Consider the following 24,414-nt stretch of genomic DNA (forward strand, 5'->3'; position numbering starts at 1 on the left):
CCCGCCTTCTGCTTCCCGCGCCAGTCGACGCCCCTCTCCTTCCTCGAGATCAACTAGCGGTGCTCTCGTGAATCCATTGCTAAATCGCGAAATCACTTACGAAAGCTCGCTGGAGCGCGACCTTGCGTACATCCTTTTGGCTCATCCGGACGTGGCTGATGTTCAGGATCAAGTTCCGATCGACTACTACGACAATGGCGTGAAGCGAAAGCACACCATCGACTTTGTGGCTACCCTTAAGAACGGAACCAAAACGGCGTTCTTCGTCAAGCCCGCGAAGCGCGTACAGTCGAGTGGCATTGAAGAAACGGTTGAACTGATCAGAGAGCAGGCCCCGAACGATTTCGCTGACCACTACGAAATCCGGACTGGCGAGCACATCACCCGCATTCGCGCCGAAAACGCCCGGCTGATCCATCGTGCTCGAAGGACGCGTTGTGAGGAAGACATCGCAATCATTGCAAAGGTCGCAGCGAACTTGTGCGGCACAGTAACGATCCAGACGTTGCTTGCCGCATCCCTGAACAGCGGCAACGGATTCTACGCCGTGGTCTGCCTGATTGACGATCGCATTCTAGATCACGTCGGCCCGGGTCTGATCACCTACAGCAGCCTAGTTAGACCCCACCGTACTTCGGAGACGCAATCATGAACAGCTCCTCCGCCACCCAACAGATCGCCTCTCTGTCTTTCCACGTCGTGCCTCGCTTCCGCTTCGAGCCGACAGACAAGGTCACCATCAAAGGCGTGGACTACGTACCGAAGTCCGCTGATGAATTCGGGCATGTGTTTCGTCGGGTCGACAACCCGGAAATGAGCGAATCCTTCACTCACGGCGAGATCGATGAATTGAGAAAGGCAGATGGCTGGGTACACTGCCGAGGCTTCTTCTCCTCGCGCAAAGCAACACTGCGGACTGCACGGCCGACGACTCTTCTTAGCGATTTGCCTTCCGAGCAATTGCAGAGGGTGCTCTTCCGGAAGACGGTTTGCGATCGCTTTCTGCAAATGGAGGCCGATGGCCTTGCATCGCGTTCCGACGCGTCGATGAAGCAGGCTATTAAATCCATCTTTGCCGAATTGATCACCTCTGAAATGAATGGTGGGCGGTGTGGAAGCGAGGATTTGAAAGTCAAGCGGCCGCCCAGTCCTCGAGGCCTTAGACGCTGGCTCAATGCCTACGCAGCATGCGAGTGGGACGCCATCGCGTTGACTCACAACTACGGTCGATCTGGCAATCGCCTGCCGCGCTTCGGGAAGGAGGAGCGCGAACTGATGCAGGAATACGCGGAGATGTTCGCTAGCCGTCTGCAGCCGAGCAAACGGTCTCTGTTTTCCGATCTTCTTGGGAAGTTCGCTGATCTGAACAAAGAACGTCAGAGTCAGGGGGAGCGGTTGCTCAAGCTGCCGAGCCGCGCCGCGTTTGAGCGTGTAATTAGCAGCCTTGATCCGTTTCACGTCTACGCTGGACGCAAAGGGCCGGACGCTGCCCGCAAGAAGTTCTTCATCGTCCAAAATGGCCTCTCGGTCACGAGACCGCTGGAGAGAATTGAACTCGACGAGAACCGGATTCCGCTACAGACGTTGCTGACCGACGCAAGACTTTGGGACCAGCTAACCGCTAAACAGAAGGAACGAGTCGAACGTCGACGCCCTTGGCTGTCGACGGCCATCGACACGGCAACCAGGTGCTGTTTGGCTGCGCTCATTGTCGAGAACCCGTCTGAGGCCAGCGCAATCGCGACGCTGGAGATGGCGGTCAACGACAAGTCGGCCTATGCGTCCGCTGCCGGGTGCGTGACTCCTTGGGACCAAGGAGGCACCTGCGAGGGCATCTCAAATGATGGCGGTGCTGGACTCAAATCATTCGGATACCGCGCCTCTGCTTGCGATCTTGGCGCTGACCTAATGTTTCCGACGACTGGCACGCCGCAGATGCGTGGTAGAAAGGAACGCCTCTATCGGACCATCCATACTGGCTTCTTTTCGAGATTGCATGGTCGGACGTTTGAGAACGTGCTCGCAAAGGGAGACTACGACTCCGAAGCGAACGCTGTCTTGGATGCCGCCGAACTCGGACGGCTCCTCGTTCGCTGGATCGTCGACGTTTATCACAACAAGCCGCACGCTGGTCTCGGCGGGGAAACGCCCCGGAATGCTTGGCTCAGACTGACGAAGATCTTTCCGGTCATCCCGCCCCCTGACAAAGAAGTCAACCGCCACATCTTCGGCCTGACTCACGAGGCTCGGATCGGGAATCACGGAGTGCGCTTCATCGGATTGAACTATCAATCGCAGGAACTTCAACGCCTACGTCGCAGGACGGGCACAATGCCGGTCCTAATTCGGATCGACCGGAACGATCTTAGTCGTATCTCGGTGCGACCGAAGCCTGGTCGCAACATCCCTTCTGATCATGGGTGGATCTCCGTTGATTGCCTGACGTCCGGTCTTAAGGGTGTATCGGTCGACCATTGGATGCGCGCCGCCCGCGCAATCAGAAGAACCCATGCGGATGCGGCAAAGGTTACCGAATCTGTCGTTCACCAAGCTCTCCGCGATATCTCGGAATTTTCTCGTATGGCCGCCCAGCGCGCCGGGATCGCTTCGCCTCTCCTCACTGCTGAAGAATTCAGGCGGTTCGAGCGCGATGTCGTTCGGAATTTCGAGTTTGTCCGAGGCCCGGAGAACGGACCGGAAGTGCTTGAAGTAGCGAGCGAGAGCAGCGTCGCGGAAGAGAATGTTGAAGCGCCGAGCGATGCCGGAGACGGGTTCGACGATGGCGGCGAAGGTGCCTGGTTTGTGGAGGACTGAGATGAGTGACAGCATGCTAACTCCTGTTGAAGCTGAAGATCCGATCGCGCGCATGCGGCGCCTCCGTTCCCAACAGCGGTCGACGGTAAGCGCCACGATGACGCAGCTCCAGTCGGCGTATTTTGGGACCGAGCGCGACAAGTTGCTCGATGAAGAGATCAGCATTTTGATCGACTCCTTCCTCGAAGTTGAAGGAGCCGAAGGCAGCCGCCGTGTCGGGCGCCTCCGGGAAGGCCGTGCCCTCACGGTTACCGGAGCTTCGGGAGCAGGCAAATCGCGGGCGCTCGATCGAGTGTTCTTGAAGCGCGAGGAATTTACGGGATACGGACGCCCGGAATCCGATTGCTTGCTCGTATCGGTGACGGCGCCCTCACCTTGCACGCTGCGGCTTCTGGGCGAGAGCATTCTCAAGGCCCTGGGGTACCCCTTGACGCGAAGGCTTGATGAAAACGTCGCCTGGGATCTCGTTCGAAAGACGCTCGAGCTGAGACAGGTGAAATTTCTGCATATCGACGAGCTGCAGCACGTCCTTCAATCCCGCAATTCCGTCGAGATTGGGAAGATGCAGGACACGCTGAAGGGCTTGCTGCAGGATAAGCACTGGCCCGTTTGGCTAATCCTTTCTGGTCTTCCGAGTGTCGCAACGTTCTTGTCGAACGACATCCAAGTTCGCCGTCGCACCAGACATGTCGTGTTCCGGCCTCTGAAATTTCCGGATGAAATTCCGATGGTCCGGCGACTCATCACGTTCTACGGGAAAGACAAAGCAGGCCGTGAGTGCGCAATCGCTCAGGACAATGATCTGATCGGTCGTCTTATCCACGCAGCAAACGGCAGCTTTGGCGTCGTTATCGAACTCATTCAGGACGCCGTTGGGAATGCTCTTCGCTTGGACGATCCCAATTTGTTGAGCGAGCACTTTGCCGCGGCTTACGCGGCGCGCACCGGCTGCGTTCCGGAAAGCAACGTCTTCGTCGTTGCTTCGGATTGGGACCTCATCGATACGTCCGGGCTCGATGACATCGAGGAGCCTCCGCCTGAAGGTGGTCCAGAGGATAAGCCGAAGAAGAAGACCAGAAAGTCCAAGAAGGCGTAACGGAGTAACCCGTGGACTCTATTCATTCTAAAATGGCGGCGGATCTTCGTGATGGCGAGTCGCCTATGAGCTTCAGCTCGCGGGCCGGTCAACTCTTGGGCCGAACCGCCCGTGATTTCTGCCTCGACATGGGCTTCACGTTCCAAGCAGTAGTTGACGGCGACCAAGGCGCCCTCGGAAGAATTGCAGCCTGTTGCCGCATCGACCTGCGGCGGCTTTCGGATGCTGCGATTGTCAAAGTTGGAGACCGCCGCTACCGGATTCGCCAGCAGGAGGTCGTGCGGGACAGCCTGGCAAGGTCTTCCATGCGCGTCTGTCCTGTCTGCCTTCACGAAGACCTCGAGTCTTTGGATGGTCCGAGAGACGTACGCCCCTATGGGCGCACTCTCTGGCAGATTGGATCGATCAGAAACTGTCCTCGACACAATACCGCCCTGGTTCAAGTTGTCGAAGACGATAATCCGCACCGCGTGCATGATTTCGCTCTTCTCATTAAGCCGTCGCTTGATGCGCTGCCTGAGCTCATTCGCGCATCGAAAGAGCGCCCTCTCTCCGGGTTGGAAAGTTATCTCTGCGAGCGCCTTCTCCATCCGGAGCAATTGCAGCCCTGCTGGCTAGATCGGCTGCCATTCTATGCGGCTGCAAGGGTGTGCGAAATGCTCGGTGCCGTAGCGACTCGCGGAATCCGCTTCTACGCCAATTCGTTGTCGGAAGAGGATTGGTACGCTTGCGGCGGTCGCGGCTACGAAATTGCCGAGGGTGGCGAGGACGGCATTCGTTCGCTGCTCTCGGCACTCCAGGCCTCCTTTCGAGCGACCAAGCACGACTGGGGACCGCGGTCGATCTTTGGTCGCCTCTACGAATGGTTGGCGCATGAGAACTCAGATGAGGCCTATGATCCGCTTCGCAGCCTCATCACCAAGCACGTGATCGAGACCATGCCGGTCGGCCCCGGGGATGAGATCTTCGGGAAACCGGTCGAGTGTCGCAAGCTGCATTCGCTGCGCTCTGCATCGCTGGAGTTTGGCGCACATCCCAAACGGCTTCGGAAACTGCTGCTCGCCGCCGACGTCATCAAAGCGGACTGCTTGGATCGGTCGGACGACAGGATCCTCTTTGAAGCCGAGAGAGCCCAACCGTTTCTCGAGCGCATTGAGGGCGCGATGTCGCTCAAGGAAGCGGGCAAATACATCAACGCCCCCAGACCTCACGAACGGCTGCTCTTCGAGGCGGGCTTCATCCAGCCGTTCATTAGGGGTGGAACCGACCGATTTAAGAACCATGCGTTCGCCAGGCAGGACCTGGACGCATTTCTCGCTCGTCTGCTCGGTGGATCGCTCGAGGGAGACCGGGGCGGTCACTTGCTTCCTATTCCCGACGCAGCCAGGCGCTCCAACTGTGCGGCAATGGAGATCGTGAGGCTACTCTTGGACGGATCGCTCGAATGTGTCGGGCGACGGCCTGACGTATCCGGATATCTTTCGGTTCTGGTGGATCCGGTTGAGGTGGGCAGGCACGTCCGCGGTCCCGAACTGCACGGCTTGACGCTGCGAAGCGTGGAAAAAGTTCTGCGTACGTCCTCAGCAACCGTGAAGGCCCTGCTCAAGGGCAACCATTTGCCCTATGGAGAAATGCTCAACCCAGTGAACCGCTGTCCTCAAACATACGTCCGCGAGGAAGCCCTCAAGGATTTCATGGAACGGTTCGCATCTATCGACGTCCTCGCGAGAGAGCTCGGGACCAGAGGACACCTCCTCCGTCCGCGACTCGACGCGATGACGATCGAACCGGCATTTGTGCTCACCGATGTCAATGTTCCCTTCTACGACCGGCGAACACTTCCAACGACCTTGAGCGAGACGAACGCCTCTCAAACCTAGACGCCGCAGTCTCACCACCTCACACTCCATTCATCAAAAGCCCCTCGCTCTCCGGAAGTCGGAAGCGAGGGGCTTTTTGATTCCGGCGACACCTTCACGTTGCTCATCACTTTCCGTCCGACAACGAATGAGCCATCGCCTGGAAGACCGATCATGCATAGTTTGCCGCAGCTGAGGCATTCTATGAGTAGCTACACTGCGGCATTCCAATGCGAGCATTTGGCTTGCACTGCGGCACTTTCGAGATTCGCACCTAACATTTTCAACTACTTACAGGTGCTCTGCGGCATCCTTTGGCTACCTCAACAGTTGAAGGGCGGCGATTACTCGCCGCCCTTCACATTACAGAACAAATCACGAACCACCTATTGATAGCGATACAATCTGTGCCTCAAATGGGGTTTCACACAACTGGGGATAATGATGAGAGCTTTATTCCAGTGGTTTGGCGCTGAGGCGAACGCCCGTGCGATTTCGACGCTCGCATTACTGATCGGTTGCATTGGAAGCGCCATCGCATTTTGCGTCGTCAATCTCAATCCGACGACTAATAGCTCGCTGGGCAACGAATTCGCCCGTGGCCGACACCTTGGGCAGCTTGAGGTTCGCAACACACTGGCCGAAGAGTCGGCCAAATCAGAACGAAGGTCCGCCGAATTACTCGCAAATCGACCCAGCGTAGAGCAATTAATTAAAGACCTTGAGAACGGCAGAGAATTCTGACGACCTATTTTTCGAAGCAAGCGTAGCCCGAGTGAGCGCAGCGATACCCGGGACTCTTCACACCGCCGAGATGCTGCCCACCCCGGATGTCGCTTCGCTCATCCGGGCTACGGGAATATTTATTTGAGATATGTCCACGCAATCGTCAGCGCACCACCCCGTGATCTCGGTCGGACTAACGAAGCGTACTCCGAATTATTCGCCGAGAGCAACAGCCAACTCCTTTCAAAGCAACGCAGCCACGTCTCACTTGGACATGCCATGATCGCAACCTCCGACTCGAAGCCACGAAAAACATGGAAAGAACACCTCCTGAAATCGGGCTTGCTACTTGAATACGAAGTAGCCTCGCTTCTTGCCAACCAAGACATGGCCGTTGACGCAGACTTCAGTTATCTCAGACGCGACTCCGCCGGAACAAAGGAGTGCTCGGTCGACATATCAGCAACTTGGTTCTCAGACGAATCAAGCGGACTTGAATTCGAAGTTCGACTTCTGGTCGAATGCAAGTACAGATCTCCCGGAAAGCTGTTCGTATTTATTGAAGAGCCCAACAGAGAATTTTCGCCAATCACGCTAGGCGACACAGTGAACGCGCTAGATCAATTTACGCCGTACGAGCTTGGAGAAAAGCCACTTACAGATCTAGAGGCTACTTTTCGGTTTGCCTACAAAGGGATCGAGTTAAGTAACGACGGCGCATTCAATCAAGAACTTCTTCACGGAATACAGCAACTTAGATACGCCACACCAGCATTACTGAGACACGCACTATCATTCAATATGTCCCTACACCCTGATGACGCAGCAAGACCCATCTTTTTCGCAAAAATCTTGGTCACAAACGCGCCTATTCGTATGCTTCACAGTGACATTAACATACAGAAGATAATGGAGGCAGACTCAATCGAGAGCGTCAGCTCATCACCGGATTCAGTCATACTATTCTCGGACTACGGCCCAGATTACGAAGACCATTTTCGATCGACTTTTTCGGACAGCAAGGAACACTTACGCGAACTAAGCCAAGACATAAGGGAGCGGCTTCTTGCAGCGGAAATCCCATTAGACAACTTGACAAATCCGGCTGTCTTTATTGAGAATCTATCGACTGCCAATCGGTTTGAGGCCCGCGCCTTGAGTACTCAGTTTTTCGTAACAAGTCTTTCTGGTTTTGCGGGGCTGATTCAGCAAATCAAAGCAGCTAGTAAGGCGTCATTTGATTCACGCACCAGCAAGCGTAGCCCGTAGGGCGGATTAGCGCAGCGTAATCCGCCGTTCTCGCGGGACATACGGGCGACCTCTTCGGAGACTCCCCATGCCGGTCGTTTTCCGTCGCGACGGGTTGAGATACTACTTCTTCTCCAACGAGGGGCTGCCGCCTGAGCCGGCGCATATTCATGTCAAGGGCGGCGGAAAGGATGCCAAGATCTGGCTGGTTCCGGAGATCGCGATCGCCGACGCCTACGGGTTCAATCGGCGCGAGCTTTCCGCTATAATGTTGGCCGTCGCTGAGAACCGCGACCTGATCCTGAGGGCATGGTATGACCATTTCGGCCACTAGCGTCCGCTTTGACGATCACACGATGTGGGTCGAGTTGTCGGATGGCCGCACCCTCGGCGTGCCGCTGGCTTGGTTTCCACGCCTGTTGCGAGCGTCGCCAGCGGAGCGCGCACAGGTGGAATTGAGCCGCGTCGGATTGCATTGGGAAGCGCTCGACGAGGACATTTCGGTGGCCGGCCTGCTGGCTGGCCGTAGCGACGTGACGCAAACATCGGAAACGGCTGCGTAGCAGGCGTAGCCCGAGCTGATCCCAGCGCCCCCCCGGGACTCTCCGTGCCTAGCTCGTAGGGCCGTGAACCATCTTCCCCACCAGCGCGTCTCACCATGAGCTTTGCTCGCGCCGGTGCGGCTGGCGTTCGGCAGAACGCCGTCGCGCCTGCGCCCGCTCCGGCGTCGCGGAACGAGCGGCGCAGCTTGGGAGATAGGTCATGCGTCTTTCATTCGCCGGCACGTTGGTGCTGGCTCTGTCGTTTGGCTCGGCGGCCCAAGCGGCGGAGGTGCGGTGGACGTCCACCAAGCAGCCCGCCGAAGTGCTCGGCATGCCCGCCGGTGAGGAAGAAGCCGACGATGTGTTGCGCTTGACCTGCCTGAAGGGCGGCGCGGTGCAGATCGGACTGGGCGGATACACGAGCCTCGGCAAAGGCAAAAGCGAGCCGCTGAGCGTCACGCTGACCAGCGGCACGCAATCCGTCACGCTGAACGGCAAGTCGGTGCGCAGCAAGAATTTCGAAATGACGGGAGCCTTTGAGTTGAGAGCGGATCTTGCTCCCGGCGAGACCAAACCGTTGATCGGCGTCCTGACAGCGGGACAGCCGATCCGCGTCTCGGGCGGTCTGAAGGACCAATGGTCCGTCAAGGGACTGAAGCCAATCGTGGAGCGGTTCAGCGCGGCCTGCGTCAAGCACTAACCAAGCGTAGCCCGGGTGAGCGCAGCGACACCCGGGAGTCTTCGTGCGCCGAGATGCTGGCCCCGGATATCGCTTCGCTCATCCGGGCTACGGACTATGCGGCTCGTCACTCCGCCGCCGCTCGCTCCGCCTGCGGGCGGACGAAGGCCACGACCGCATCGGCGGCATCCGCGACAAACTCCGGGTCGTCGCGCAGCTGCTCGATGCTGCGTGGCTGCGGGATCGGATCGCCGTCGGCACGCAGCAATGCAAGATGACCACCGAGCGCTTCGGCGGCGTTGTCAATCGCGTGCTCGAAGGTGTCGCCGGCCGAGATGCAGCCGGGCACATCGGGAAAGGCGACGCCATAGGAGGTGTCGCTGTCCTTGTAGACCAGCGCCAGATACCCGGATGATGCGCTCATCGGACCTCCTTCAGACCCGCCTGCCGATAGACCGACCGCACGACCTTCGGATGCAAGTCCTTCTTCGGATGCGGAACGGTCACTTTACCAGCTTTCACAGGATGCTTGAAGTGGTGGTGACTGCCGGTGGCGCCGACGAACCGCCAGCCATCTGCCTGCAGTTCCTGGATCAGGTCGCGGGAGTCTTTTGACATAGTGGGGCGAGCAACGAGTTAATGAAAGCAGCGAGCCTAGGGTCTTTCCCGCTTCACGCAACGCGACAAAGGACGTAGCAAGGTCGCAGGCCTGGCACGCGTAGGCCGGGTGAGCGCAGCGATACCCGGGACTGTTTCGTGCCGCAGAAACGCTGCTCCCGGATGTCGCTTCGCTCATCCGGGCTACGGGACTGACAGCGGGACAGCCGATCCGCGTCTCGGGCGGTCTGACGGACAAATGGTCCGCCAAGGGACTGAAGCCGATCGTGGAGCGGTTCAACGCCGCCTGCGTCAAAAACTAACCAAGCGTAGCCCGGATGAGCGCAGCGATATCCGGGACTCTTCGTGCCGCAGAGACGCTGATCCCGGATGTCGCTTCGCTCATCCGGGATCAGGGACTAGCCGCGCGCCGAGTGGACTGCCGCCGGCCAGGGACGGTGAAGTGCGGAGGGCTGTTTGGTGCAGCGTAATCCGCCACCTATGACGCGAGGGTGCAATACGCTTCGCCGCCCCCCCTACTTTGCTACTACCCTCTATACTTTCTGGGCCCCGTTACCCAAAACCACTTTGGCTTCTTTCTGCCGACGAACCACACTTTGAGATAGATATCGTAAGGATTCGAGGCGCCCCAATCGAAATAGTATTCGTCACAGAACACCAATGGGTATGGCTCGTGCGGCTTGAGGTGGATATCACAACCAGTTGCGGGGTCCTCAGGCGAGTCCGAACTGACCTCCTTCCGCGTGAACGGCAGATTTATCCCGAGCCATTTCCGGCGCTCCACCCAGACCAGCTCATAGTAACTGACGGTCAGCGGATGCTTCGATTTGTTAAGAACGGTGAGCGTATTTCCAATCTCTTCCAACCCAACGAATGACGAATCAACCGTAACTGTTGTCCACCTGTCGCTTACAAACTCGTAGAGCTTTATGGCTGCAAGAACGGCGCTCATCCAAAATGCGATTTCACCTTTATCCATATCTACCGCCAATAATCTGTACGCCAATAATACACTAACCAATTTCGCGCTCGCATAGAAGCGTAGCAGGCGTAGCCCGGGTGAGCGCAGCGATACCCTGGACTCTTTGCACCGCCGAGATGCTGCTCCCGGATGTCGCTTCGCTCATCCGGGCTACGCGACGACTAGATCCCGCGATCGACGGTGCGGTCCCGGCCCGCTGCCTTCGCCAAATACAGCCGACTGTCCGCCAGCTTGTACAGCGCCGCCCAGTCGCCGGCCTCGCGGATCGTCGCCACGCCGAAGCTCGCCGTCACCGGCCGCGTGTCCAGACCGGGAATGCGGCTGTTGGCGATGGTCTGGCGAAGCCGTTCGGCGCACTCGGCGGCGTCGGACAGCGAGGCGTCCGGCAGGAACACCGCGAACTCCTCGCCGCCCCAGCGGCCGACGAGATCGCCCTTGCGGGCGGTTCTGCGCAGGATCGTCCCAATCTCCTGCAGCACGACGTCGCCGACGTCATGACCGAAGGTGTCGTTGATCGATTTGAAATGGTCGACGTCGCACAAAATCAGCGACGCCCCTTCGGGCGCGCGGCGCATCGGCGCCGCGATCTCCGCCTCGAAGCCGCGGCGGTTGAGCAGCCCGGTGAGATGGTCGAGGTCGCGTTCGCGGCGCAGATCGTCGATCAGGTCGGACACCGCCGCAGCCAGGATGGCCATCGCCAAGGCCGCGCCCAGCACCGCGAGCGACAATTGCAGCGTCTGCCAGAACACCGAGTCGGCGAACGCGAGTGGTCCACCCGACGGCGGCGACACGCCGACCGTGAAGACGGTGCGGGGAAAGAAGTGCAGCCCGAACAGCAGCAGCGTCCAGAACAGGATGCGGTCGACCACGCGGCCGTGTCTGAGCTGCGCAAGCCGCAGCGCGGCGACGCACAGCAGCAGTCCGTAGCCGAAGTTCTGCACGTAGATGCGCGCCAAGAGACTGCGATCGACGTAGAAGAAGTAATACAGCGCCAGCGAAAACGCGGCGAAGATCGCGACATCGATCCACCAGCCGAACGCCCTGCCCGAGCGGATCAGCACGCCTTCGACCGCCGCGATCACGGCGCAGGTGTAGAGCGCGCCCGACACCATCGCGTTGAGGCCCGTGTCACGCGGCCAGTACAGAATCTGGCTCGTCGCTCCGAGAGCGAACAGCGCACACGCTGCCGCCAGAAGAGCGAGATAAGGCCGCCGCCGGTCGTAGCTCCAGGCCGCGAGAAACGCGAAGCCGAATACGCCGATGATGCCTGGCCCGATCAGGGACAGCGTGACTCTGACAACGGAACCCGGCATTTCGAACGTCGCGACCTCACCAGCTCAAGCCCGCGTGTTGTGCCTCCATCGGCTGTCTAAATCCACCACGCACTCGATTCAATTTTAGCCAAGTGACAGCGCTTCCGGCCGATCCGCGCAGCGTTTTGCCACGCGTCCCGGAAGCTGCTGGTGAAGGTTTCTGAGACACCTTGGCCGTCGCCGCCGATGCTGTGCGGCTTGGCGTTGCGGTCCGCCACGCGCCTGTGCCATCCTGCCGGCCATGACCACATCCGGCGACAGCTACGCTTCGAAAACCGCGCTGGTGTTCGGCGCGACCGGGTTGATCGGTTCGCAGCTCCTCCGCGGGCTGCTGGACGGCACCGACTACGCGCGGGTGATCGCGGTGGTGCGGCGGCCGCTGACCTTCAGCGATCCGAAGCTGACGGCGCTGATCGGCGACCTCGACCGCCTGCCGGCGCTGGCCGCACAGCTGAAAGCCGACGAGGTGTTCATCGCGCTCGGCACCACGCGCAAGCAGACGCCGGACGAAGCTGCGTACTACAAGATCGATCATGACTATCCAGTCGCGGCGGCGCGGATCGCGCGCGAGGCCGGTGCGCAGGCGGTGTTTCTGGTCACCGCGGTCGGCGCCGACGCCGCCTCACGCTCGTTCTATCTCCGCACCAAGGGCGAGGCCGAGCGCGACATCATCGCGCTGGATTTTCCGCGCACCGCGATCTTCCGCCCGTCGATGCTGATGGGCGAGCGCGCCGAGCACCGCCCGGTGGAGCGGCTGTTCATCGCGCTCGCACACATCATCAACCCGCTGCTGCGCGGCGCCGCCGATCGCTATCGCGGCATCGACGCCGGCGACGTGGCGCTGGCGATGATCGCGGCGGCACGGACCGCTGCGCCGAGGCTGCAGATCTATCATTGGCGCGAGATGATGGCGCTGCTTCGCCGCTAGAGGCCGCGACCCAACGCCCTACGCCTGCTTCAGCCGCTTCTTGTAGGCCTCCGGGTCCATGTCGCGGATGTCGACGCTGAGGCTGGTGATGTCCGGGCAATGCGCGACCAGGGTCTGGCGCAGTGCGACGCTGAGCGCGACCTTCTGCTCCGGCGTGCGGCCCGCCAGCATGAACACGGCAAGATGCACGAAGCTGTCGCGCTTGCCGGCCACCAGATAGTCGTCGAAGCCGCGCGCCCGCACCTTGATGTCGGCCGCCTGCATCACACCGGTCGCCGCCGCGGCGACCGCGAGCTGCGCCAGCAGCGGCGCGATCCGGTCGCGGCCGAGATCGTCGCCGGAATAGTCCATCACCAGATGCGGCATCGCCCTTCCCTCATGCGCCGTGACCACCGTACCTTCATTGGCGCTGGCGCCGGCGCGGTCAAGCCCGCGGCGGATCAACGCAAGCGCCGCGCCGCTCTTGGCTGTATGCGCAGATGCGATCGAGCCCGCGCCATCTCGGTGCCACCATCGCGGACGAAGGCTGCTAGTCAACGCAGCCAGCTCGGCCTCTCTGCCGACCGAGCCCAACAGGAGCTCTCGAGCTTGAACCGCCCCGACCAGCACGTCACGCTTCACCCCGCAGCGAAACAGGATCTCCCCGTCTTCATGCGCGAGCTGCAGGACGCGTTCGCGGTGGCCGTGGTCGAAGAGTTCGGCTCGATTCCGGGCGAGCGCATTCCTGCCGACAGCGACATCCAGCGATCGTTCGATGCGCCGGGCGCCGAGGTGCTGCACATCGTCGCGAACGGCGAACGCGTCGGCGGCGTGGTGGTGCGGATCGACGCCGCGACCCAGCACAATTCGCTCGACCTGTTCTTCATCGCCACGTCGGCGCACGGCCGCGGCCTCGGCACCGCCGCGTGGCGGGCGATCGAACAGCGCTATCCGGAGACCAAGGTGTGGCAGACCCACACGCCGTATTTCGAACGCCGCAATATCCGCTTCTACGTCAACAAATGCGGCTTCAAGATCGTCGAGTACTACAACGACCGTCACCCCGATCCGCACGAGCACGAGCTCGAACATCAAGCCGAACCGGACGGCCTGCCGCCCGACGGCGGCTTCTTCCGGTTCGAAAAGATCTGCTGAAAGCCCGCCTATTTTTCCTCTCACGAAAAAGGACCATCGCCCTTGCCAGCGCCCGAGCCCCTGATGAAAGCCGTCGTCGTCGAAGACTATGCCGCGATCGACCAGGTCGCGTTGAAACAGATCGCGCGGCCGGCGGTGACACCGGGATCGGTGCGGGTCCGGGTGCAGGCGGTCGGCATCGGCTTCGTCGACGGCCTCAAAGTGCAGGGCCGCTATCAGACCAAGGATCCGCTGCCGTTCATTCCCGGCACGGAATTCGCCGGCGTGATCGACGCGGTCGGCGACGGCGTCGCCAACCTCGCGCCCGGCCAGATGGTGATGGGGATGGCGCGCTCCGGTGCGCTCGCCGAATACATCGTGGTGCCGGCCGAAGCGGTCGTGCCGCTGCCGGACGGCGTCTCGCCGGAAGAAGGCGCCTCGTTCCGGGCCAACTACCTCACCGCGTATTACGCGCTGGCCGAGCGCGCCAAGCTGCAGCGGGACGAGATCCTGCTGGTGCTCGGCGCCGCCGGCGGCGTCGGCACCGCGGCGATCCAGATCGGCAAACTGCTCGGCGCCCGTGTCATCGCCGGAGCATCCACCGCGCAGAAGCGCGACTTCGCGCTGAAACTCGGCGCCGATGCGGTGATCGACTACACAAAGCCAGACTGGCGCGACACCTTCAAGACGCTGACCGGCGGTCACGGCGCCGACGTGATCTTCGATCCGATCGGCGGGCCGGTCGCGGTCGAGGCGTTTCGCTCGATCGCCTGGAACGGCCGGCACATCGTCGTCGGGTTCGCGGCCGGCAGCATCCCGGCGCTGCCGTTCAACCTGCCGCTGCTCAAAGGCGGCAGCCTGCTCGGCGTCGACCTCGCTCAATTGCCGCGGCGCGAGCCGGACGTGCTGGCGCGCTGCACCACGGAGCTGTCGCGCCTGCTCGCCAGCGGCGCACTGAAGCCGGCGATCGTCTCGGCCTTCGCGCTGGAAGATTTCCGCGCCGCCTTCACCACCCTCGCCGGCCGCGACGCGTTCGGCAAGGTGGTCATCCGGATCGCGCCGTAACGCGGGGCGTTGCCTCCACCGTCATTGCGAGCGAAGCGAAGCAATCCAGCCTCTTGCAGCAGATGGATTGCTTCGTCGCTACGCTCCTCGCAATGACGAACTTTCGAGCATGCGCCGTCGTAAAGCCTCTCCACGCGGACCAACGTCATGCGCGGGCTTGACCCGCGCATCCATCGCGTGCGTTAGCACGCATGAACTTTTCACAGAAGATGGATTGCCGGGTCGAGGCCCGGCAATGACGTGATACCAACGCTCATGATCGCACGTCGCAGCGCTTACTTCGCCGCCGGCGAGGTGCCGACCGTCGCGGCGTTGCCGCTGCCGAGCTGCTGCGCCATTTGCAAATGATGCTCGAGCACCGGCAGCGTCTGCGCGGCCCATTGCTTCAGCTCGGGGAAGTCGCCATTGCCCGCATAGCCGCGGAACAGCGTCACCGCCTGCTGATGCGCCTGCACCTGCTGCTCGGCATAGGTCGCGGCGAAGGCGTCGCCCTCGGTGGCGTTGAGCTTGTCGAGCAGCGCCTGATGCGGCGGATCGAGCTGGCTCGGGACGTCGACCTTGAGCCCGCGCTGGGCAATCAGGCGGCGGACGTCGGCCGAGGTCTTGCCGTGGTCCTGCAGCATCTGATTGGCGAACTGCTTCTGCGCATCGGTGCCGCGGGCGAGCGCCAGCCGCGCCGAGGCGGTCTCGAACAGATCCGAGATCGCGACCTGCTGGATGAAGCCCGCCGTGGTCGAGCTCATCGCGACCGGCGGCGCGCCGGGCGCCTGCGCGGCCGATTGCGCGGCGGCGGGAGTGGCGAGCAGCATGCCGCTCAACAGAACGATGGCGCCCTTCATATCGGTGTCTCCTGATGTCCGCGTGTCGGAAGCCGCGCCCGGAACTTACCGGCGCGGGCCTGTTGATCGATGCAACTCGACCGCGAACGCTCCGTTCCTGGCTGCGACATCGGCGCGGGATCACCGCCCGCTAATCGCCCTGCCCCGGCTTGTCACTCGGCGCCGGCTCCTCGATCTTCGCCACCGGCAACCGCCAGCCGCGGCGGATCGCGGCGACGCGCAGCGCAAAGCACGCCAGCAGCGCCGCGGTGGTGACCGGCCCATCGGGCCAATGCAGCATCTGGCCGAGCACGATGATCGCCGCGGCGATCGCCGCCGCCACCGCATACAGCTCGGCTCGCAGCACGGTCGGGATTTCCGCTAGCAGCATGTCGCGTACCATGCCGCCGCCGATCCCGGTGACCACGCCGAGCGCGATTGCCGTCACCGGGCTGAGCCCGTGCGCCAGCGCCTTGGTGGCGCCGGTGACAGCGAACAGCGCCAGCCCTGCGGCATCGAACATCAGGATCGCGCTGCTGATCCGCACGATCACCGGCACCAGATAGAAGGTGACAAGGCCGGCGAGCAGCGACACCCCGAGATAGCGCCAGTCCTGCACCGCGACCGGCGGCACCGCGCCGATCAGCACGTCGCGGGTGATGCCGCCGGCATTGCCGGCCGCGAACGCCAGCACCAGCACGCCGAACAGATCGAGCCGCCGCCGCGCTCCGGCCACCGCGCCGCTCAGCGCGAACACGAAGGTCCCAGCCAGATCGAGCAGAACCGGAAACTTGTCCATGATGTCGAGACCTGCCGCCTTCTTTAGACCGCGCAGGCTACGCCGCGCCGACTTCGCCGAAGCTACACCACCTCGCGCGCCGAGTGCATTGGGTACGCCTCGCTTCCCACCGCTAGATCTTCTTCGCCCGCAGCAGCTTCGTCAGCACCGGATTGGGAAAGCGCCGCTCGATCGTCACCGCGTAGAAGGTCTCGACGATGCCGGACAGTTGCTCGGCTTCGATCAGCCGGCCGTCGTCGAGCTCATCCTTGACCACGATCGGCGGCAGCACCGCGAGGCCGAGATCTTCCCGCGCCAGCAGCCGCATCATCGCCATGTCCTCGACCTCGGCGGCGATCTGCGGCCGGATGCCGAGCCGCGCCACCAGCGCGTCGAAGCCCATCCGGATGCTGCTGCCCGCGGTCGGCACGATCACCGGATGGCTGCGCAGCCGGTCTTCGAGACTGCCCTTCCGCCGCAGCCGGGCGCGGGTGCCGATCAGGCTGACCGAGCGCTCGGCGAGCCGGTGCACCACCAGCCGGTTGACGCTGTCGCGCGCCGGGGCGTGGTTGATCAGCACCACGTCGAGGCTCAGCGCCCCGAGCAGCTGCAACAGCTCCGCCGCACTTCCCGAGCGCAGGATCAGTTCGACGTCGGGCCGGCCGAGCACCGGGCGCAGAAACGCCATCTGGAAATTGCGCGACAGCGTCGCCAGTGCGCCCACCCGCAACGCCTGTCGCGCCACCCCGGTGTTGCGCAACGTATCGATCAGTTCCTCGCCGGTCGCGAAAATCGCGTCGGCATGATCGAGCGTGATGCGGCCGGCTTCGGTGAGATGCAATTGCCGGCCGCGGCGCTCGAACAGCGCGTGGCCGATCCGCTCCTCGAGCTTGCGGATCTGCACCGACAGCGCCGACTGCGTCAGGTTCAGCCGCTGCGCCGTGCGGGTCAGATTGCCGTCATGCGCGACCGCCCAGAAGTACCGCAGATGGTTGTAGTTGAGCCCGTTCATCGTTCGATTTTAGCGAACGTCAGACCGAAAACAATGAATTTTCTTTGATCCGGCGGCGGGTCTATCCCGGCGGCGAAACTCTTCATCGCCCGCATCCGGAGAATAGCCTCGTGCCCCTTGATCTGCTGCCGCTCGCCGCACCGCTGCCCCTGCTGATCGCCGCCGCGTTCGCCTTCGCGCGTCCAGGGCGGCGTCCGCCGCTGGTGCCGGCGATGGCCGAGGCCGCGGCACTGCTGGCTTTCGTCATCGCCGCCGGTGCGCTCGCGGTGCTGATCATGGTCGGTCCAGCAACGAGCCCGCTGATCGGCCTTGCCGGCGTCGGCCTGTCGGCACGGATTGATGCCGTCAGTGCCACCATGCTGCTCCTGGTCGGGTTCGTCGGCTGGATCGTGGTGCGCTACGCGCGGACGTATCTCGACGGCGAGGCACAGCAGGGTGCGTTTCTCGGCTGGCTGTGCACGGCGATCGCCGCGGTGCTGCTGCTGGTGCAATCAGGCAACCTGGTGCAGCTCGCGGCATGCTGGATCGCCACCAGCGAGTGTCTGCACCGGCTGCTGCTGTTCTATCCGAACCGCGCCACCGCGCAGCGGGCCGCGCGTAAGAAGCGGGTGTTCGCCAGCGTCGGTGCAGCCGCGATGCTGGGTGGCGTGGCGCTGCTGGCGACCGCATATCACTCCACGGACATTGCCACCATCAACGCCGCCGCACGCACCGGCGATGCGCCCGCCGCCGCGATGATCGCTGCCGGCTTACTGGCTGTCGCAGCGCTGCTGAAGTCGGCGCAATTCCCGACCCATGGCTGGCTCACCGAAGTGATGGAAGCGCCGACGCCGGTGTCGGCACTGCTGCATGCCGGCGTGATCAATGCCGGCGGCTTCCTGCTGATCCGCTTCGCCGATCTGATCATGACAGTGCCCGGCGTGCTTGCGGTGCTGGCGATGGTCGGCGGCTTCACCGCGCTGTTCGGCGCACTGGTGATGCTGACCCAGCCGGCGGTGAAGACCTCGCTGGCGTGGTCCACCGTGGCGCAGATGGGCTTCATGATGCTGGAATGCGGGCTGGCGCTGTTTCCGCTGGCACTGCTGCACATCGTCGCCCACTCGCTGTACAAGGCGCACGCCTTCCTCGCCTCCGGCGGCGCGGTCGAACAGATCGTCGCGATCCGGCGCCCCGGTCCGATCGCGGTGCCGAGCGGCCAGGCCGTGGGGCGGGCCTTTCTGGCGGCCCTGGGGATCTACGTGGCGATCGGCACCGGCTTCGGCTTGGTCTTCGGGTTCGATCACAAGCCGCCGCAGTCGCTCGCGCTCGGCGCCATCCTGGTGTTCGGCGTCGCCTATCTGCTCGCCCAGGGCCTGGCTGACGCCGCGCCGCGGTTGCTGACCCGCCGCACCGCGATCTACTCCGCCGCAACCGCCGCCGGTTACTTCGCGCTCCAGACAGCCGCCGAATGGCTGACCGCCGGCACGCTGCCGCCGCCGCTCGCGCCCGGCCGGCTGGAATGGACCCTGATATCGCTGGCGGTGCTGAGCTTCGGCGGCATTGCCATCGCCCAGGCGCTGTTTCCGCTGTGGACCTCGCACCCTGCGACTGCGGGCCTGCGCGTCCATCTGTCGAACGGCCTCTACATCAACGCCGCCCTCGATCGCCTGCTGAGCGGCTGGTCCGCCCGCACCACCTCGTGATCCGGCTAAGGGAGCCCAACCATGCTGATGACCAAGCCCCCCGTCCCGCAGTTCAACCTCACCGCCGTGCACGAGGCGGCCGGGCGCGCCGCCCGAGCCATCCCGCCGCTGTGGCCACTGGAGTCGAGCGTCGCGGTCAACCCATTCCTCGGCCAGACCGGTGAGCCGTTGGCCATGGCGGCAGCCCGGCTCCACCGCGTCGCCGGCGCCGCCGTGATGATGCCGCGCCCCTGGTACGCCGAGCGGATCGCCTCCGGCGAGATCAGCGACGTCGACCTTGCCGCTGCGCTTGACGCCGCACCGCCGACCTCACGTCCGCCGACGATCGCCGATCTGAAGCGGGCCGCGCAGATCGACATCGCGCCGCCGCAGGCGCTGCCGACCGTCGCCGAGCTTGCGAGCGCTGTCTCGGGCTTCGATTGGACCGGCTTGGTCGCCGAGCGCATCAGCGCCTGGGCGAGCGGTTACTTCGATCGCGGCCAGGCGCTGTGGGCCGCTCCGAAGAGACCTAACGCATATGCGGCCTGGCGGCTGACCGCGACCCACGATCTCACACCGGAGATCTTCGGCCTCACCGGCTTTGCGGCGAATGTTGCCGCTGCTCCGGAATCGGCGGATGCGGCGCTGATCCGCGCCGTTGAGCAGCTTGGCCTGAGCGAGGCTGCGTCGGAAAGCTACTTCCATCGCCTGCTGGTCGGCCTCGGCGGCTGGGCTCAGCTGGCGCGCTACCGGCTATGGCAGGCAGAGCTATCGGGGAGCACCGATACCGCGGTGACCGATCTCATCGCCATCTGCGCAGTGTGGGAGTCGGCCCTGCTGCGCAAGTATCAGCCCCAGATCGCGGCAGATTGGGCCAACGCGATCGACGCCTACGCAGAGCCGCTGCAGCCGACCGAAGACGATCACATCAACGCCATCCTGCAGGATGCGGTCGAACGCGCCGCGCAGCGGAAGCTTCAAACCGTGTTGTCGACCTCAATACAGCCGAGGCCGGATGATCGTCCGACGCTGCAGATGGCGTTCTGCATCGACGTGCGCTCCGAGCCGTTCCGGCGCGCACTGGAAAGCCTCAATCCGCGGATCCACACGCTCGGCTTCGGCGGCTTCTTCGGCCTTCCGATTGCGCATCGGCGGTTCGCGTCCGACGTCGTCGAAGCCCGCCTGCCGGTGCTGTTGCCGCCGCGTGTCACCACCAGCTGTGACGGACATGCGCACGCACACGAGGCGAACGACCGCGCGAAGCGTGTCGCCGCACGGGCGAAGCGCGCCTGGGGCCGCTTCAAGCTGGCAGCGATCTCGTCCTTCGCTTTCGTCGAGTCGATGGGACCGGTCTATGTCGCCAAGCTATTCAGCGATGGCCTGAGGGCCGGTGGGCACAAGACCAGCTCTGATCCGGCACCGCAGTTTGATCCGCCGCTCGCTCTCGGCGCTCGTGTCGATACGGCCGAAGCAGTTTTGAAGGCGATGTCGCTCACCGGTCCGTTCGCGCCGCTGGTGCTGATCGCCGGGCATGGTGCCAGCGTCGTCAACAATCCGCACGCCAGTGCGCTGCATTGTGGTGCATGCGGCGGCTTCCCCGGCGACGTCAACGCGCGGCTGCTCGCCGGACTGCTCAACGATCCGGAGGTCCGTACGGCGCTGGTCGGTCGCGACATCGCGATCCCGGCCGACACGCTGTTCGTCGGCGCACTGCATGACACCACCACGGACGCAGTGACGCTGTATGATGCCGACCATCCCTCGCCGGCGCACGCTGCGGACCTCGCGCAGACGCGGGCGTGGCTCGCCGCCGCCGGGGCGTTGACGCGGAGCGAGCGGGCGTTGCGGCTGCCCCGGGCGGCGACGGGCGGCGGGATTGCACGGCGCGCGCGCGATTGGGCCGAGGTCCGCCCCGAATGGGCGCTCGCCGGCTGCCGGGCCTTCATCGCCGCGCCCCGGTCTCACACCAGTGGTCGTGACCTTCAGGGGCAAGCGTTCCTGCACGACTATGACTGGCGCAAGGATACCGATTTCTCGGTGCTCGAACTGATACTCACCGCGCCGGTGGTGGTCGCAAGCTGGATCAGCCTGCAGTACTACGGCTCGACCGTCGCGCCGGAAACATTCGGCGCCGGCAACAAGCTGCTGCACAACGTCACCGGCGGGATCGGCGTCGTCGAAGGCAATGGCGGCCTGCTGCGCGCAGGCCTGCCGTGGCAATCGGTGCATGATGGCGATCGCCTCGTCCACCAGCCGCTCCGGCTCTCGGTGCTGATCGAAGCTCCACACGAGGCGATTAGCACCATCCTCGATCGCCACCCGGACGTGCGCGCACTGTTCGACAACGGCTGGATGCATCTGTTCGCGCTCGACGAGAGTGGTCGGATGCACTGGCGCTACGTCGGCGATGGCCGCTGGAACGCCATCGCGGTGCCCGCGGATACAACCCAAACCGCGGCGGTCCTCCTATGAAACCGCAGCCGCGGGTGCAACGTGCAGCGACCGGAGCGATCTGCTCCGGCCCTTATGCGGGCCGGCGCGCCACGCTTGCGACCATGCACGGCAAACAGACCGTCATCATGCCGGTCTTTCGTGATCGGCTTGGTCTGTCAGTCGAGGTCGCGCCGGGCATTGATACCGACACGCTCGGCACCTTCACCGGAGAGGTGCCGCGCCTCGGCACCATTCGCGATGCCGCGATCGCCAAAGCGCGGCTGGGAATCGTTGCCACCGGGCTTCCAATCGCCATCGCCAGCGAAGGAAGCTACGGGCCGCACCCGCAGATCCCATTTGTCGCCGGAGGCATTGAACTGATGGTGCTGCTCGACGACGAGCGCGGTATCGTCGTCACTGAGCATCTGATCGATGATGCACCGGTATTCGGCCATGCCATCGCCAGCAACGTAGGCGTGATCAGCGGCTTTCTCCGTCAGATCGATTTTCCGAACCATGCCGTAGTCGTTCGCGCCAACGCTCCCGCCGATGGTGACGCGGCGATCCACAAGGGCGTTCGGACGACCGCGACGCTCGCAGAGGTGATCGCGCTCTGTGCGGCAAGCTCGCGCGACGGTCAGGCGCTGATCCAGACCGACATGAGAGCACACATGAACCCGACGCGGATGGCGACGATCGGGCGTCTCGCCACAAAGCTGTGTAGCCGGCTGGCAACCGGTTGCCCCGCCTGCGGCCTGCCGGGTTATGGCCAAATCGGCGTCGAGACCGGCCTGCCCTGCTCGGCCTGCGGCGCGCCAAGCCTTCTGGTGCGTCATCGCATCTTCGGCTGCACCAATTGTGATCACCGCGAACTCAGGCCGCGTAGCGACGGACGCGCAGATGCCGATCCGGCGCAGTGCCCGGAATGCAACCCGTGAACCGAACGAGCTGTGCAGCTATCTCCGTCTCGGTAGCGGCCAAATGAACAGGAGGACAAGATGCCGGATGCATTGATCTTCGACGTCGACGGGACGTTGTCGGAAACCGAGGAACTCCACCGCCAGGCCTTCAACCGCGCGTTCGAGGAAACCGGGCTTCCTTGGCATTGGGATCGCGAATTGTATCGCGATCTGCTGACGGTCACCGGCGGCAAGGAGCGGCTCGCCCATTTCATCGCGAACTATGCCCCTACCTATACGACCAGCGTCTCCGTGGCGGCCTTGCACGCAGCCAAGACCGATTGCTATGCCGCGATGGTGGCTGATGGCACGATTGGATTGCGGCCAGGAGTGGTCCGCCTGCTGCGGGAAGCTCAGCGATCCGGGATCAAGCTCGCGATTGCCACCACGACCGGCCTGCCAAACGTTGCAAGCCTGCTGAAGGCAACACTTGGCAGCGACGCAATCGACGCATTTGCGGCGATCGGGGCCGGCGACATCGTGGCTGCGAAAAAGCCGGCACCCGACGTGTACCACTACGTGCTCAACCAGCTCGGTGTTCCCGCAGAGCGTTGCCTCGCGATCGAGGATTCTTGTAACGGCCTTGCGGCAGCGCGGGCTGCCGGGATTCCGACCGTGGTCACGCCGAGCCTCTACACCGAGCACGAAGCGTTCAGCGACGCGCTGGCTGTGCTGAGCGACCTTGGTGACGCCGGGGCTCCTTATCGTCACTTGGCCGGAAAGGGCGAGACGGAGACGATGGTGACGATCGCCGGACTGGAGCGTTGGCTGGCGTAAGCACGCAGACCTGAACGGCCTCTACACTCAGCGCAAGGGATACGGGCGGCAAGGATCGAGCACCGGCATCGGTGCCGATGACACGCTGCCGAGGAACTCGATGAACGAACGGGCCACCCGCGGCAATGTCTTGCCCTTCAGCCACACTGCGTTCCACCGGCGGCACAGCGGAAAACCATCGACCTTCAGCACGGCAAGGCATCCGGAAGCCAGTTCGAGCTGCATGCTCGCGAGCGGCAGCACGGAGATGCCTAGTCCCGCCATTACCGCCTGCTTGATCGCCTCAGTGCTGCCCAGCTCCATATAGGGCGAGACCGTGACATTCTGCTCCGCCAGATAGCGATCGAATGCGGAGCGGGTGCCCGATCCCGCCTCACGCACCAGCCAGCGCTCGCCGGCAACCTCGGTCGCCGAGATCACTCTGGCCGAACGACGCGTATGCTGCGGGTGGGCTGCCACGACAAGCAAATTCTCGAGAAACGGACGGGCTTCGACCGCAAGATCGAACGGCACCTGCCCCATGATCACGAAGTCATCCTGATTGTTAGCGAGCCGGTCGATCACGCGCTCCCGGTTGGTCACAATCAGTCGTGGCACCACGGCCTCGTGCTCGGCAATGAACATCCCGAGCAGATGCGGAAGAAAGTACTTGGTGCTGGTGACAACCGACAGCCGCAGCGGCCCCTTCATCGTATCACCGAGCGAGTCGAGGGACTGCTCCAGCGTCTGCAGACGGCTCAGAATATCGGCACACGCCGAGCGCATTTCATGCCCGGCCGGGGTCAAGAAGAACCGCTTACCGATGTGCTCGAACAGCTTCGCGCCGACATTCTCCTCGAGCCGGCGCAATTGGATCGAGACCGCCGGCTGAGTGAGATGCAGTTCCTCTGCCGCGCGGGTGAAATGGCCATGACGCGCGACGGCTTCGAACAATCGAAGCTGCTGAAGGGTGAGATGCATCGGAGATCATGTCGTCTTGTAAATCGTATCGAT

25 protein-coding genes are annotated in these 24,414 nt (G+C 63.0%); 16 read left to right on the forward strand and 9 right to left on the reverse strand.

Annotated elements, in window-relative coordinates; all coding sequences use genetic code 11:
* Positions 1-67 precede the first annotated feature (67 nt).
* From LRC39_RS15200 to LRC39_RS15240, 9 genes are all read left to right on the forward strand, one after another.
* Positions 68-652 (forward strand): hypothetical protein, encoded by a 585-nt coding sequence (locus LRC39_RS15200; protein ID WP_346294840.1) that lies wholly within the window; start codon positions 68-70, stop codon positions 650-652.
* Positions 649-2,814, forward strand: a complete 2,166-nt coding sequence (locus LRC39_RS15205; protein ID WP_346294841.1) for a Mu transposase C-terminal domain-containing protein — start codon at positions 649-651, stop codon at positions 2,812-2,814. The genes LRC39_RS15200 and LRC39_RS15205 overlap by 4 nt, the downstream gene beginning before the upstream one ends.
* A 1-nt stretch (position 2,815) precedes the next feature.
* Positions 2,816-3,910, forward strand: a complete 1,095-nt coding sequence (locus tag LRC39_RS15210) for an ATP-binding protein (RefSeq protein ID WP_346294842.1) — start codon at positions 2,816-2,818, stop codon at positions 3,908-3,910.
* Positions 3,911-3,921: 11 nt separating this feature from the next.
* On the forward strand, positions 3,922-5,790 hold the full coding sequence (locus tag LRC39_RS15215) for a TniQ family protein (protein ID WP_346294843.1): 1,869 nt from the start codon (positions 3,922-3,924) through the stop codon (positions 5,788-5,790).
* A gap of 423 nt (positions 5,791-6,213) precedes the next feature.
* Complete coding sequence (locus LRC39_RS15220) at positions 6,214-6,513, forward strand: hypothetical protein (protein WP_346294844.1); 300 nt, start codon at positions 6,214-6,216, stop codon at positions 6,511-6,513.
* A gap of 261 nt (positions 6,514-6,774) precedes the next feature.
* Positions 6,775-7,764 (forward strand): hypothetical protein, encoded by a 990-nt coding sequence (locus LRC39_RS15225; RefSeq protein WP_346294845.1) that lies wholly within the window; start codon positions 6,775-6,777, stop codon positions 7,762-7,764.
* A gap of 67 nt (positions 7,765-7,831) precedes the next feature.
* Positions 7,832-8,077, forward strand: coding sequence for a DUF4160 domain-containing protein (locus LRC39_RS15230; protein ID WP_346294846.1), 246 nt, complete (start codon positions 7,832-7,834; stop codon positions 8,075-8,077).
* A complete protein-coding gene (locus LRC39_RS15235) occupies positions 8,058-8,306 on the forward strand; it encodes a DUF2442 domain-containing protein (protein WP_346294847.1) in 249 nt (82 codons plus the stop codon). The genes LRC39_RS15230 and LRC39_RS15235 overlap by 20 nt, the downstream gene beginning before the upstream one ends.
* A gap of 199 nt (positions 8,307-8,505) precedes the next feature.
* Positions 8,506-8,985: a hypothetical protein gene (locus LRC39_RS15240; RefSeq protein WP_346294848.1), complete on the forward strand. Its 480-nt coding sequence runs from the start codon at positions 8,506-8,508 to the stop codon at positions 8,983-8,985.
* A 106-nt stretch (positions 8,986-9,091) separates the two neighbouring features.
* Here LRC39_RS15240 and LRC39_RS15245 read toward each other — a convergent pair whose 3' ends face one another.
* The 4 genes from LRC39_RS15245 to LRC39_RS15260 all read right to left on the reverse strand — a co-directional run bounded on the left by LRC39_RS15245 (position 9,092) and on the right by LRC39_RS15260 (position 11,877).
* Positions 9,092-9,388, reverse strand: coding sequence for a type II toxin-antitoxin system HicB family antitoxin (locus tag LRC39_RS15245; protein WP_264073689.1), 297 nt, complete (start codon positions 9,386-9,388; stop codon positions 9,092-9,094).
* Complete coding sequence (locus LRC39_RS15250) at positions 9,385-9,582, reverse strand: type II toxin-antitoxin system HicA family toxin (protein WP_346294849.1); 198 nt, start codon at positions 9,580-9,582, stop codon at positions 9,385-9,387. Before LRC39_RS15250 ends, LRC39_RS15245 begins: the two co-directional genes overlap by 4 nt.
* Before the next feature lie 526 nt (positions 9,583-10,108).
* Entirely contained in the window at positions 10,109-10,561 is a 453-nt protein-coding gene (locus LRC39_RS15255) for a hypothetical protein (protein ID WP_271100117.1), read from the reverse strand.
* Between the two features lie 164 nt (positions 10,562-10,725).
* On the reverse strand, positions 10,726-11,877 hold the full coding sequence (locus LRC39_RS15260) for a GGDEF domain-containing protein (RefSeq protein ID WP_346294850.1): 1,152 nt from the start codon (positions 11,875-11,877) through the stop codon (positions 10,726-10,728).
* A 241-nt stretch (positions 11,878-12,118) separates the two neighbouring features.
* On the opposite strand from LRC39_RS15260, the gene LRC39_RS15265 reads away from it, so the two are divergent.
* Positions 12,119-12,805, forward strand: coding sequence for an oxidoreductase (locus tag LRC39_RS15265; RefSeq protein ID WP_346294851.1), 687 nt, complete (start codon positions 12,119-12,121; stop codon positions 12,803-12,805).
* Positions 12,806-12,823: 18 nt separating this feature from the next.
* Here LRC39_RS15265 and LRC39_RS15270 read toward each other — a convergent pair whose 3' ends face one another.
* A complete protein-coding gene (locus tag LRC39_RS15270) occupies positions 12,824-13,171 on the reverse strand; it encodes a 5-carboxymethyl-2-hydroxymuconate Delta-isomerase (protein ID WP_346294852.1) in 348 nt (115 codons plus the stop codon).
* 222 nt (positions 13,172-13,393) lie between these two features.
* Here LRC39_RS15270 and LRC39_RS15275 point away from each other — a divergent pair, with 222 nt between their 5' ends.
* Together LRC39_RS15275 and LRC39_RS15280 are read left to right on the forward strand one after the other, a co-directional pair.
* Positions 13,394-13,939, forward strand: coding sequence for a GNAT family N-acetyltransferase (locus LRC39_RS15275; RefSeq protein ID WP_346294853.1), 546 nt, complete (start codon positions 13,394-13,396; stop codon positions 13,937-13,939).
* A 63-nt stretch (positions 13,940-14,002) separates the two neighbouring features.
* The gene (locus LRC39_RS15280; RefSeq protein ID WP_346294854.1) at positions 14,003-14,983 is read left to right on the forward strand and encodes an NADPH:quinone oxidoreductase family protein; all 981 of its coding nucleotides are present in this window, start codon (positions 14,003-14,005) and stop codon (positions 14,981-14,983) included.
* A gap of 275 nt (positions 14,984-15,258) precedes the next feature.
* Here LRC39_RS15280 and LRC39_RS15285 read toward each other — a convergent pair whose 3' ends face one another.
* From LRC39_RS15285 to LRC39_RS15295, 3 genes are all read right to left on the reverse strand, one after another.
* Positions 15,259-15,822, reverse strand: a complete 564-nt coding sequence (locus LRC39_RS15285; RefSeq protein WP_346294855.1) for a DUF4142 domain-containing protein — start codon at positions 15,820-15,822, stop codon at positions 15,259-15,261.
* Positions 15,823-15,952: 130 nt separating this feature from the next.
* Positions 15,953-16,600, reverse strand: coding sequence for a trimeric intracellular cation channel family protein (locus tag LRC39_RS15290; RefSeq protein ID WP_107355952.1), 648 nt, complete (start codon positions 16,598-16,600; stop codon positions 15,953-15,955).
* Between the two features lie 112 nt (positions 16,601-16,712).
* The gene (locus LRC39_RS15295) at positions 16,713-17,591 is read right to left on the reverse strand and encodes a LysR family transcriptional regulator (protein WP_264073697.1); all 879 of its coding nucleotides are present in this window, start codon (positions 17,589-17,591) and stop codon (positions 16,713-16,715) included.
* Positions 17,592-17,701: 110 nt separating this feature from the next.
* Here LRC39_RS15295 and LRC39_RS15300 point away from each other — a divergent pair, with 110 nt between their 5' ends.
* The 4 genes from LRC39_RS15300 (at position 17,702) to LRC39_RS15315 (ending at position 23,421) form a co-directional block, all read left to right on the forward strand.
* On the forward strand, positions 17,702-19,273 hold the full coding sequence (locus tag LRC39_RS15300; RefSeq protein WP_346294856.1) for a proton-conducting transporter membrane subunit: 1,572 nt from the start codon (positions 17,702-17,704) through the stop codon (positions 19,271-19,273).
* A 21-nt stretch (positions 19,274-19,294) separates the two neighbouring features.
* The gene (locus LRC39_RS15305; RefSeq protein WP_346294857.1) at positions 19,295-21,724 is read left to right on the forward strand and encodes a YbcC family protein; all 2,430 of its coding nucleotides are present in this window, start codon (positions 19,295-19,297) and stop codon (positions 21,722-21,724) included.
* 83 nt (positions 21,725-21,807) lie between these two features.
* Complete coding sequence (locus LRC39_RS15310) at positions 21,808-22,623, forward strand: DUF6671 family protein (protein ID WP_346294858.1); 816 nt, start codon at positions 21,808-21,810, stop codon at positions 22,621-22,623.
* 60 nt (positions 22,624-22,683) lie between these two features.
* The gene (locus LRC39_RS15315; RefSeq protein WP_346294859.1) at positions 22,684-23,421 is read left to right on the forward strand and encodes an HAD family hydrolase; all 738 of its coding nucleotides are present in this window, start codon (positions 22,684-22,686) and stop codon (positions 23,419-23,421) included.
* Positions 23,422-23,448: 27 nt separating this feature from the next.
* Here the strand turns inward: LRC39_RS15315 and LRC39_RS15320 are convergent, their stop codons facing one another.
* On the reverse strand, positions 23,449-24,381 hold the full coding sequence (locus LRC39_RS15320) for a LysR family transcriptional regulator (protein ID WP_346294860.1): 933 nt from the start codon (positions 24,379-24,381) through the stop codon (positions 23,449-23,451).
* Between the last annotated feature and the right edge of the window lie 33 nt (positions 24,382-24,414).

Origin of the sequence: Rhodopseudomonas sp. P1, assembly GCF_039642825.1 — a bacterium.
GTDB lineage: Bacteria > Pseudomonadota > Alphaproteobacteria > Rhizobiales > Xanthobacteraceae > Rhodopseudomonas > Rhodopseudomonas palustris_H.

Excerpts from the sequence above, each read along its gene's own strand:
- LRC39_RS15230 (WP_346294846.1), top strand. The coding sequence starts at position 7,832 with ATGCCGGTCGTTTTCCGTCGCGACGGGTTGAGATACTACTTCTTCTCC.
- LRC39_RS15240 (WP_346294848.1), top strand. The coding sequence starts at position 8,506 with ATGCGTCTTTCATTCGCCGGCACGTTGGTGCTGGCTCTGTCGTTTGGC.
- LRC39_RS15205 (WP_346294841.1), top strand. The coding sequence starts at position 649 with ATGAACAGCTCCTCCGCCACCCAACAGATCGCCTCTCTGTCTTTCCAC.
- LRC39_RS15295 (WP_264073697.1), bottom strand. The coding sequence starts at position 17,591 with ATGAACGGGCTCAACTACAACCATCTGCGGTACTTCTGGGCGGTCGCG.
- LRC39_RS15260 (WP_346294850.1), bottom strand. The coding sequence starts at position 11,877 with ATGCCGGGTTCCGTTGTCAGAGTCACGCTGTCCCTGATCGGGCCAGGC.
- LRC39_RS15320 (WP_346294860.1), bottom strand. The coding sequence starts at position 24,381 with ATGCATCTCACCCTTCAGCAGCTTCGATTGTTCGAAGCCGTCGCGCGT.
- LRC39_RS15235 (WP_346294847.1), top strand. The coding sequence starts at position 8,058 with ATGACCATTTCGGCCACTAGCGTCCGCTTTGACGATCACACGATGTGG.
- LRC39_RS15250 (WP_346294849.1), bottom strand. The coding sequence starts at position 9,582 with ATGTCAAAAGACTCCCGCGACCTGATCCAGGAACTGCAGGCAGATGGC.
- LRC39_RS15310 (WP_346294858.1), top strand. The coding sequence starts at position 21,808 with ATGCACGGCAAACAGACCGTCATCATGCCGGTCTTTCGTGATCGGCTT.
- LRC39_RS15315 (WP_346294859.1), top strand. The coding sequence starts at position 22,684 with ATGCCGGATGCATTGATCTTCGACGTCGACGGGACGTTGTCGGAAACC.
- LRC39_RS15305 (WP_346294857.1), top strand. The coding sequence starts at position 19,295 with ATGCTGATGACCAAGCCCCCCGTCCCGCAGTTCAACCTCACCGCCGTG.
- LRC39_RS15245 (WP_264073689.1), bottom strand. The coding sequence starts at position 9,388 with ATGAGCGCATCATCCGGGTATCTGGCGCTGGTCTACAAGGACAGCGAC.
- LRC39_RS15225 (WP_346294845.1), top strand. The coding sequence starts at position 6,775 with ATGATCGCAACCTCCGACTCGAAGCCACGAAAAACATGGAAAGAACAC.
- LRC39_RS15290 (WP_107355952.1), bottom strand. The coding sequence starts at position 16,600 with ATGGACAAGTTTCCGGTTCTGCTCGATCTGGCTGGGACCTTCGTGTTC.
- LRC39_RS15265 (WP_346294851.1), top strand. The coding sequence starts at position 12,119 with ATGACCACATCCGGCGACAGCTACGCTTCGAAAACCGCGCTGGTGTTC.
- LRC39_RS15210 (WP_346294842.1), top strand. The coding sequence starts at position 2,816 with ATGAGTGACAGCATGCTAACTCCTGTTGAAGCTGAAGATCCGATCGCG.
- LRC39_RS15285 (WP_346294855.1), bottom strand. The coding sequence starts at position 15,822 with ATGAAGGGCGCCATCGTTCTGTTGAGCGGCATGCTGCTCGCCACTCCC.
- LRC39_RS15220 (WP_346294844.1), top strand. The coding sequence starts at position 6,214 with ATGAGAGCTTTATTCCAGTGGTTTGGCGCTGAGGCGAACGCCCGTGCG.
- LRC39_RS15280 (WP_346294854.1), top strand. The coding sequence starts at position 14,003 with ATGAAAGCCGTCGTCGTCGAAGACTATGCCGCGATCGACCAGGTCGCG.
- LRC39_RS15270 (WP_346294852.1), bottom strand. The coding sequence starts at position 13,171 with ATGCCGCATCTGGTGATGGACTATTCCGGCGACGATCTCGGCCGCGAC.
- LRC39_RS15255 (WP_271100117.1), bottom strand. The coding sequence starts at position 10,561 with ATGGATAAAGGTGAAATCGCATTTTGGATGAGCGCCGTTCTTGCAGCC.